This is a genomic window from Micromonospora sp. NPDC003776 (assembly GCF_053605645.1).
The window spans coordinates 1-9301 of the sequence record NZ_JBSGJR010000251.1 but is presented as its reverse complement, the minus strand read 5'-3'; the positions used below and the strand labels follow the sequence as shown (position 1 = coordinate 9301).

Annotated in this window: 6 protein-coding genes and 1 pseudogene; 5 read left to right on the top strand and 2 right to left on the bottom strand. The window is 72.6% G+C overall.

The window, feature by feature from the left end; translation table 11 throughout:
• The coding region (locus ACWEVO_RS20295) for a tetratricopeptide repeat protein (protein ID WP_452309085.1) at positions 1 to 1038 on the bottom strand (1038 nt) is incomplete at its 3' end.
• 185 nt (positions 1039 to 1223) lie between these two features.
• Between ACWEVO_RS20295 and ACWEVO_RS20290 the strand changes: the two genes are divergently transcribed.
• The 5 genes from ACWEVO_RS20290 (at position 1224) to ACWEVO_RS20270 (ending at position 8314) form a co-directional block, all read left to right on the top strand.
• Positions 1224 to 2255, top strand: coding sequence for an SIS domain-containing protein (locus ACWEVO_RS20290; protein WP_452309086.1), 1032 nt, complete (start codon positions 1224 to 1226; stop codon positions 2253 to 2255).
• A gap of 25 nt (positions 2256 to 2280) precedes the next feature.
• Positions 2281 to 3807 (top strand): sensor histidine kinase, encoded by a 1527-nt coding sequence (locus ACWEVO_RS20285; RefSeq protein ID WP_452309084.1) that lies wholly within the window; start codon positions 2281 to 2283, stop codon positions 3805 to 3807.
• A 266-nt stretch (positions 3808 to 4073) separates the two neighbouring features.
• Positions 4074 to 5726: a glycosyltransferase family 2 protein gene (locus tag ACWEVO_RS20280; protein ID WP_452309083.1), complete on the top strand. Its 1653-nt coding sequence runs from the start codon at positions 4074 to 4076 to the stop codon at positions 5724 to 5726.
• Entirely contained in the window at positions 5723 to 6748 is a 1026-nt protein-coding gene (locus tag ACWEVO_RS20275) for a glycoside hydrolase family 26 protein (protein WP_452309082.1), read from the top strand. Before ACWEVO_RS20280 ends, ACWEVO_RS20275 begins: the two co-directional genes overlap by 4 nt.
• A 6-nt stretch (positions 6749 to 6754) precedes the next feature.
• Positions 6755 to 8314 carry a glycosyltransferase family 39 protein gene (locus ACWEVO_RS20270; protein ID WP_452309081.1) on the top strand — a complete coding sequence of 520 codons (1560 nt, stop codon included), beginning with the start codon at positions 6755 to 6757 and terminating at the stop codon, positions 8312 to 8314.
• An 18-nt stretch (positions 8315 to 8332) separates the two neighbouring features.
• Here the strand turns inward: ACWEVO_RS20270 and ACWEVO_RS20265 are convergent.
• Positions 8333 to 9301, bottom strand: a pseudogene (locus tag ACWEVO_RS20265) (glycosyltransferase family 39 protein); the annotation flags it as partial.

Below are 9301 nucleotides of genomic sequence, written 5' to 3'. Positions count from 1 at the left end.
GGCGATCCGGGCGGGTCCCTCCCCGCCGAGGGCCGCGCGCAGCGCGTCGAGCACCGGCCCGCCGGCCGGCGTCACCTGGCCGAGCCAGGGGCGGCTGCGGCAGCACTCGGCGAGGTCGCCGTGCTCGTGGCTGTCGTCCGGGTGGTCCCGGACGAAGTCGGCCAGCGCGACCAGGTGCCCGACGTCCCCGTCGCGCTGGAAGCGCAGCCGGTGCGCGGTGTGCACCGCGCAGTCGAAGGTCGGGTCCTTCGCCAGGGCCCGGTCGATCCAGTCCAGTGCCTCGTCGAGCCGGCCGTTGTCGGCCAGGGTCCCGGCGATGTCGGCGTAGACGGCCAGGTCGTCGGGGTCGAGCGCGACGGCCCGGCCGAGCGCGGCGAGGGCGTCGCGGGTCCGGCCGGCGCTGCGGTAGGCGTACCCGAGCCAGACCTCGCCGAGTTTGGTGGGCTGTGCGCGTACCCCCCGGGAGGCCCAGGTGACCGCGAGGGCGACCTCGCCGAGGCGGCGGGCCAGCGCGGACGCCGCGCCGAGCAGCAGCGGGTGCCCCGGGTGGACGGTGACCGCGTTGCGGGCGAGGGTGAGGTACGGCCGCAGCGGGTCGCGCAGCCGGCGGGGGACCGGGTCGGGCACCGCCGCGCAGATCTGCATGAGGATCCGGGCGGTGCGTTCGGGGTCGAGCCGTTCGGGCAGCTCGGGGGCGGTCACCCAGGGCACTCCGGCCCAGTCCGCACCGGGCGCGTAGCCGCTGGCCGCGGCGAGCAGGTCGAGCCCTTCGGCGGGGCGGCCGGCGGCGGCGAGCAGATGCGCGCGGGCCACCACGGCCCCGACGTAGGCGTGGTGGCCGAGCGGGAACAGTTCCAGGTCCCCACCGCTGGCGGCATCCACCCGGGCCAGCGTCTCGTGCACCTCGGGCAGCGTCGGGGCCTGCACCAGGGCGGCGGCGACGTGGCCGGCGGCGTGCGCCAGGTCCCCCTCGGCCAGCGCGAGCCGGGCGAGCGCGAGCTCCTCCTCGGCGGAGAGCGCGGGGTCGTCCTCGGGCACGTCGTCGTCTCTCAGGTGGTGGTCGGCCGGCCGGGCAAGCCTAGGCGATCACGAACCGCAATGGTGATCCACTGCGCACTACTGCTCGTTCCATTGCTCGTTACGGGCGAACGATGCAAGACTGAGCGCGGAACGCGCGGGAAACGCGCAGAAGGGGGTCCTACGTGACGCGTCCAGGGGCCGGCATGGCCGCCGACATCGACGAGCAGCCGGCCGGTTACGAGCGGCTGCTCTCCGCCGAGCACGCCGGGGAGATCGCCCGGGTCGCGGCGGTGATCGCCGAGCGTCGCCCCCGTCACGTGGTGTTCACCGCCCGGGGCACCTCCGACCACGCGGCGCTCTACGCGGCGTACCTGACCGAGATCCGGCTCGGCCTGCCCGCCGGCCTCGCCTCGCCGAGCGCCGTCACCGTCTTCGGCGCCCGGCCCGATCTCTCCGAGGCCCTCGTCGTCGGGGTCAGCCAGAGTGGCGGCTCGCCCGACCTGGCCGAGGTGTTGCGGGTGGCCCGGGAGTCCGGCGCGCTCACCCTCGCGGTCACCAACAACCCGGACTCGCCGCTGGTGGCCACCGCCGAGCTGAGCGTGGACATCGCCGCCGGGCACGAGCGGGCGGTCGCCGCGACCAAGACGTACACCGCCGAGCTGCTCGCCCTGCTGATGCTCGTCGAGGGGGTACGCGCCGGTGACGGCGTGCTCCCCGCCGAGGAGCGGGCCGCCCTCGCCCGCCTGCCCGAGCTGGCCGAGCGCACCCTGTCCGACGACACCCCGGCCCGGCTCGCCCCGCGCTACCGGTTCGCCGCCCAGCTGGTCACCACCGGCCGGGGCTACGCCTACCCGACGGCCCGGGAGGCGGCGCTCAAGCTGATGGAGACCTCCTACCTGCCGGCGCTCGCCTTCTCCGGCGCCGACCTGCTGCACGGCCCGCTCGCGATGACCGACCCGGACGTCCCGGTGCTCGCCGTGGTCGGCTCCGGCCCCGGCGGGCAGTCGATGCGCGAGGTGCTGCCCCGGCTCGGCGAGCGCCGGGCCGACGTGGTGGTGGTCGGCTCGGCAGACGTCGAGGCGACCGCCCGGATGGCCGTCCCCGAGGTCGACGAGCGGTACGCCCCGCTGCTCGACATCCTCCCGTTGCAGCGGCTCGCCCTCGCCCTGGCGCTGGCCCGGGGCGAGGACCCGGACGCCCCGCGCGGCTTGAAGAAGGTCACCGCGACGATGTGAGCCAGGGCGTGGCACCCTGGTCAGCGTGTCCACCCTCCGTGACCTCGCCGAGGAGCACACCCAGCTCCGCCCGGCCGACATCGATCACCTGCACCGGATCGCCGGCGACTGGCAGCTCCTCTCCGACCTGTCCTTCGCCGACCTGCTGCTGTGGGTGCCGGTGGACGGGGAGGGCACCTTCCTCTGCGTGGCCCAGGTCCGCCCGACGACCGCGCCGACCGCGTACCTCGACGACCAGGTCGGCCGGATCGTCGGCGGGCCGGAGGTGGCGCACCTGGAGGTCGCCCACCGTCAGGGCCGGATCTGGCGCGAGGGCGACCCGGTCTGGTACGGCGACGTGCCGGCCCGGCACGAGGCGATCCCGGTCCGGTTGCGTACCGCGGAGGGGGAGGCGGGCGAGGTCGTCGCGGTGGTCGGCCGGGACACCAACCTCTCCACCGCCCGGACGCCCAGCCAGCTCGAACTGAACTACCTGACCACGGCGGACGACCTGGCGCAGATGATCGCGGACGGCACCTTCCCGCCGCCCCGGCACCCGGGCGAGACCACCTCCGCGCCCCGGGTCGGGGACGGACTGGTCCGGCTCGACGCCAACGGCAAGGTCACCTACGCCAGCCCGAACGCGCAGTCCGCGTACCGCCGGTTGGGCTACGCCTCCCACCTGGTGGGGGAGGACCTGGCCAAGCTGCACCGCCGGCTGGCCGGTGACCCCCTGGAGGGCACCGACGCGGCGAACGCGGTGCTGGCCGCGCTGCGCGGCGACGCGCCGCCCCGGCGTGAGATCGACGCCCGGGGCGCCACCATGCTCACCCGCGCGCTGCCGCTGATGCCGGCCGGCGTACCGATCGGCGCGCTGGTGCTGGTCCGCGACATCACCGAGGTACGCCGCCGCGACCGCGCCCTGATCACCAAGGACGCCACCATCCGGGAGATCCACCACCGGGTGAAGAACAACCTGCAGACCGTCGCCGCGTTGCTCCGCCTCCAGGCCCGTCGGGTGTCCATGCCCGAGGCCCGGGTCGCCCTGGAGGAGTCGGTACGCCGGGTCGCCTCGATCGCGCTGGTCCACGAGACGCTCTCCATGTCCAGCGACGAGGCGGTCGAGTTCGACGGGATCGTCGACCGGGTGGCCAGCGCGGCCACCGAGGTCGCCGCCACCGAGGTGAGCGTCGGCATGCGCCGGCGGGGCAGCTTCGGCGTACTGCCCGCCGAGATCGCCACCTCGCTCGTGATGATCCTCAACGAGCTGCTGCTCAACGCCGTCGAGCACGGCTTTCCGCCGGCCGACGAGGAGGGCCCGGGCCGCCCGGCGGAGGCGCCGAGGCCCGAGGTGGTGGTCTCCGCGCACCGGCTCCGCAAGCAACTGCACGTCTCGGTCGCCGACAACGGGCGCGGTCTGCCCGAGCAGTTCGACGCCGAGCGGGGTGGCAACCTCGGCCTGCAGATCGTCCGTGCGCTGGTCACGGGGGAGTTGCGGGGCAGCATCGAGCTGCGCAACGGCGCGGCCGGGGGCACCGAGGCGGTGCTGGTCGTACCGCTGGCCAAGGCCTGAAGGGCCGGACGCAATCAACCCTCCGGGTGAAAGAAGAGCGCCGATCAGCTCGATGTGAGCAAGTCCTCCGGACGCTTCTCGCCTGCCTGCGCCTTTTGGAGATTTTCCGCGCATTGACACCATGCGCGAGACTGAATAACTTTTTGCCGGTCATCAAGCAGACACGGCTCGGTCCGCCGTGCCCGGCTTCCTGGACGTGCGTCAGGCGAACCCTCGCCCGCTCCGCCGGAGGAGGGTGCACTGCTTGACGAACGGGGAGGCAGGACATGACTTCACCACCGGTGGTCGACCCGGCGCCCGTGCCGGATCCGACCGCGGAGTTCCGGGTTCCGCGCCAGTTCAAGCGATGGACACCCCGCCGGGCGGACGGGGCGACGACGCGGGCGGCGTACGCGGTGGTGCCGCTGCCGCCCACCGACGAGGAGCTGGTCTCGTACCGCAAGCGCCGGCTCGCCGCGCTGATGCTCCCCTCGCTGGTCAGCTTCTGCTGCCTGATCACCAGCCAGCTGCTCTTCGTCCGGCTCACCCCGTGGCTGCTGCTGCTCGCGCCGCTGCTCGCCTTCACCGTCATCTACTACGTCATCTCGCTGGCCGTGAACCTCTTCACGCCCGGGTTCGACATGGCGCGGCACCAGGAGCTGGTGCGCAACTGGCGGCCGTCCCGGTACCCGAGCGTCGACGTCTTCCTGCCGGTCTGCGGCGAGCCGCCGCACGTGCTGCGCAACACCTGGGAGCACGTCCGGGCGATGAGCCGGCACTACCGGGGCCACGTCACCGTCTACATCCTGGACGACTCGCCGAACGAGGCGATGGAGCGGACCGCCCTCGCCTTCGGCTTCGTCTACCAGCGCCGGCCCAACCGCGGCTGGTTCAAGAAGGCCGGCAACATGCGGTACGCCTTCGAGCGGACGATGAGCGACTTCATCCTGGTGCTCGACGCCGACTTCGTGCCGCGCAAGGACATGCTCGACCAGATGCTGCCCTGGTTCGACGCCGAGCCGCGGGCCGGCATCGTGCAGTCACCGCAGTACTTCCGGGTGCACCTGGGGCAGACCTGGGTCGAGCGGGGCGCGGGCGCCGTGCAGGAGCTCTTCTACCGCTCGGTGCAGGTGTCCCGGCAGGCGCACGACTCGGCGATCTGCGTCGGCAGCTGCGCCATGTACCGGCGCGACGCGCTCTTCTCCATCGGCGGTTCCACCCTGATCGAGCACTCCGAGGACGTGCACACCGGGTTTGACCTGCGGATGAAGGGCTGGAACCTGCGCTACATCCCGGTCGTGCTCGCCGCCGGGCTCTGCCCGTCCGACGTCGACTCCTTCTTCACCCAGCAGTACCGCTGGTGCGCCGGGTCGATGAGCCTGCTCGGCTCGAAGAAGTTCTGGCAGACCAAGCTGAAGCTGCGGGCCCGGCTGAGCTACATCTCGGGCTTCTGCTACTACCTGCACACCGGGCTGTTCACCTTCGTCGCCCCGATCATCCCGGTGCTGATGCTGACCGCCTTCGCGCACGAGATCGCGCTGGCCAACTACCTGCTCATCGTGCCGAGCATCGTCTACAACATGATCATCTTCCCGTTCTGGCACCGTAACCGGTACGGCCTGGAGAGCTGGACGGTCAAGATGATCTACGGCTGGGCGCACGCCTTCGCGATCATCGACATCATCCGCGGCCGGCGGATGGGTTGGCAGCCCACCGGCGGCACCGCTAAGAAGAGCAAGACCAAGCGGCTCTGGACGGGCATGAAGGTCTGGACCGCCGGCAGCGGCGTGGTCTGGGCCGGCCTCGCCGCCTGGCGGATGGTCACCGACCCGGAGCCGCTGGTCTTCCTGCCGGCCCTGCTCAGCGCGGTCTTCTACCTGCTCGTCGTGGCCCAGGCGCTGCTGGTCGACCCGGCCAAGGACGTGGAGACGGTCAAGTGAAGACCCGACATCTGATCATCGCGGCGGTGCTGATCGCCCTCGCGTCCGTCGAGTACGCCGTCGTGTCGACCGTCGACGTGACCCGGGTGCTCGCGGGGGCGACCGCCTCCGGCCGGCGGGCCGACACTCCGGGCCACGGCCCGGACAAGGGGCCGGCGCTGCCCGCGTACGACGCCACGCACCTGATCAAGCCGGCGGACGGCAAGTACCTCGGGGTGGCGATCAACGGCGCTCCGCCGAAGATGGAGCTCGTCGAGTCCTTCGCCGAGCGGACCGGCAAGAAGCCGAACGTGGTGACGATCTATCTCAGCTTCGACGACGGGTTCGCGGCGAACGAGGTGCGGCAGATCTACTCGTACGGGGCGCTGCCGGCGGTGCGGTGGGAGCCGTTCAACGCCAAGCTCTCCGACATCGCGGCGGGGAAGCACGACGAGTACATCACCAAGTTCGCCGGCCTCGTCCGCAAGGTCAACCTGCCGATCGCGCTCACCTTCGGGCACGAGATGAACGGCGGCTGGTACCCGTGGGGGATGGGGAAGAAGGGCAACAGCGCGGCCGACTTCGTCGCCGCCTGGCGGCACGTCCACGACCTCTTCGAGGCCGCCGACGCCACGAACGTGATCTGGACCTGGACGCCCAACGTCATCAACCCGGTGCCCAGCGTCCGGCTCAAGCCGCTCTACCCCGGTGACCGGTACGTGGACTGGGTCGGTGTCGACGGCTACTACACCCACCGGGGCAAGCACACCTTCACCGAGCTGTTCGGCCCCACCATGCGGCAGGTCCGCACCTTCACCCAGCGCCCCTTCATGATCATGGAAACCGCCGGCGAGCCCGGTGCCGAGCGGCCGGAGTGGATCGCGGACCTGTTCGCCGGGGCGGCGAAGGATCCGCGGGTCATCGGCTTCGTGTGGTTCAACAACAACGGTTCGGCCAAGTGGAACATCGACCGCGACGCGGCCGCGGTGCGGGCCTTCCGCCGGGGAGCCACGAAGTCCGTCTACGGCTTCCAGGTGAAGTGAGCGAAGATGCCCAACGAACTGCTCCTCTCCGGCCGGCCGGCGACCTCCGCGCAGGCGAGCCCGGACCCGGCGACGCGCCGGCCCGACGACCCGAGCCCGGGCCGGCACACCGGCTGGCTGGCGCTGTTCCCGGCCCTCGCGGCCTTCGCGGTCGGCTTCCGGGGCATCGCCGATCGCCAGATGTGGAACAACGAGTACGCGACCTGGCACGCGGTCGACCTGAGCCTCCGCGACCTCGGTCACCTGCTCTCCAACACCGACATGGTGCACGTCACGTACCTCATGATCCTGCGGGTCTGGACCCAGGTCGCCGGTGACGACCCGCTCGCCCTGCGGCTGCCGTCGCTGATCGGGATGACGATCGCCGCCGCGATGACCACCCTGATCGGGCGGCGGCTGGCCGGCACCGGCGTCGGCCTGGTCGCCGGCGCGATCTTCGTGCTCGTTCCCTCGGTGAGCCGGTACGCGCAGGAGGCGCGCTCCTACGCCCTGGTCACCATGGGCGTCACGGTCGCCACGCTGCTGCTGCTGCGGGCCCTCGAGAAGCCGGTCCGGACCCGCTGGCTGCTCTACGCCGTCGCGGTGGCCCTGACCGGCTGGCTGCACTTCGTGGCGCTGCTGGTGCTCGCCGCCCACCTGCTGATCGTGCTGCGCGGCACCACCGGCGCCGACGACAACCGGCGGTACCAATGGTTCGGATACGCCGGTGGGGCGGGTGTGGCGCTCGTCCCGTTGCTCACCGTGGCCTCGGGTCAGTCCGCCTCCATCTCCTGGATCAAGGCGGACGGCGCCGCCGTGCTGCACTTCCCCGCCGACCTGTTCCTCTCGGTACGCGGCATGGCGGCGATCGTCGGACTCGCCGTGCTCGGTGCGCTGGTGGCCTGGCGTACCGGCAACCGGATGGTGCCCGCGCTGCTCACCTGGGTGCTGCTGCCGCCCGTCTTCGCGTACGCCACCTTCACGGTGCTGCACCTCTTCCTGCCCCGGTACGTGCTGTTCACGCTCCCGGCGTGGGCGATCCTCGCCGCCGTCGGGATCTGTTCCGTCGCCCGCCTGCTGCCGGCGTCCACCCGCGCGTGGGCGTGGCTGCTCCCCGCCGTGCTGGTGCTGCCCGCTCTCGCCTACCTGGTGGAGCCGGACCAGCGGATCGTGCGGGCCAGCCCGGTGCAGGGCCAGCCCGACTACCGCGGGGCGATCGACGTCATGCGGCAGGGCATGCGACCCGGCGACGGCATCGCCTACAACGACGTCTTCGGCAAGCTCTCCGACCTGGCGCGCGAGGCGGTCGACTACGAGATGCGGGACGAGACCCGCCCCCGCGACGTCTTCCTCAACGCGACGTCGATCGCCCGTGGCTCGTACTCGGCCTCGGAGTGCGATGACAAGGACTCCGCGGCCTGCCTCCGCGACACCGACCGCATCTGGCTGATCTGCACCAACTATTCGCCCGATCCGCTCGACGGGCTGCCGCCGCAACGGGCCGCGCTGCTCCGGGGCTTCACGCCCGTGCAGGAGCGGAAGTTCGACCGGGTCCGGGTCGTCCTGCTCGAACGGAAGCCCGCCTGACCGGAGCCGTGGCGCCGCTCAGCCACGTCGGACGAGCAGCGCCACGGTGATCCCGGGCCGGGGGTCCACCGACTGCACGGTGAAGCCCGCGCGCAGCGCCGCCCCCTTGGCCCCGTCGACCGCGGCCACCGGGTCGTCCCGGCGCCCGGACACCACCAGCCAGACCCGCGGCACGCTGGCCAGGCACTCCGCCGGCCGGCCGCACTCGCTGGCCCAGAGGTCCGCGCGCTGCCGCTGGTCCTGGGCCAGCAGCACGTCGCGGGGCCGGTGCGGGCCCAGGTGGTACGCCATGCCCAGGTCGAGGAAGAGCCAGCTCTGCCGGGGCGAGTAGACGATCCCGTCGCCGGCCTGCTGGTGCTCGGCGATCACCCGGGCCGCGCCCGCGTAGTCGACCGGCGCGGTGCGCGGCCACTCGTGGGTACGCCGCAGCGCCGCCTGGTCGGGCAGGCCCAGCAGACCGGCCAGGGTCACCACGGCCAGCGCCGGCACCAGGCGTACCGCCGCCAGCGCCGCGCCGGCGAGCAGACAGGCGAACGGCACGGTGAAGACCAGATAGCGGTTCACCCACAGCGGTACCCGCGTGCCGGCCGCGAAGAGCAGCAGCGCCGGGAGGAGGATGGCGGCGACCGGCAGCAGCGCCCGCCGGCCCAGCCGGGCCGCCCCCAGTGCCGCGAGGCCGACCAGCACTCCACCGACCACCCCGCTCTGCGCCACCCCGCCGGGCAGCCCGGCCAGGTCGGACAGGTGGGCGAGGCGGACCCAGTCGAGCTGCCGCGACCGCTGGCCCCGCGCCACCAGCATCAGCGGCGCGACCAGCAGCACCACGGGCACCATCGCCACCAGCCACCGCCAGAGCAGGCCCCGGTGGGCGCGCCCGTCGCTCGCCGCCGCACCGGCCGGGGCTGGTTGAGCATGTGGTCGTAGAAGCCGACGCCGGTCTCGATGTCGGCCTTGCCGGTGCCGTCGAGGTCGATCTCCACGAGGACC

What these genes read in the sequence shown, in the direction of transcription:
- ACWEVO_RS20290 (WP_452309086.1), top strand. Translation starts at nt 1,224, where the DNA reads ATGGCCGCCGACATCGACGAGCAGCCGGCCGGTTACGAGCGGCTGCTC.
- ACWEVO_RS20280 (WP_452309083.1), top strand. Translation starts at nt 4,074, where the DNA reads ATGACTTCACCACCGGTGGTCGACCCGGCGCCCGTGCCGGATCCGACC.
- ACWEVO_RS20270 (WP_452309081.1), top strand. Translation starts at nt 6,755, where the DNA reads ATGCCCAACGAACTGCTCCTCTCCGGCCGGCCGGCGACCTCCGCGCAG.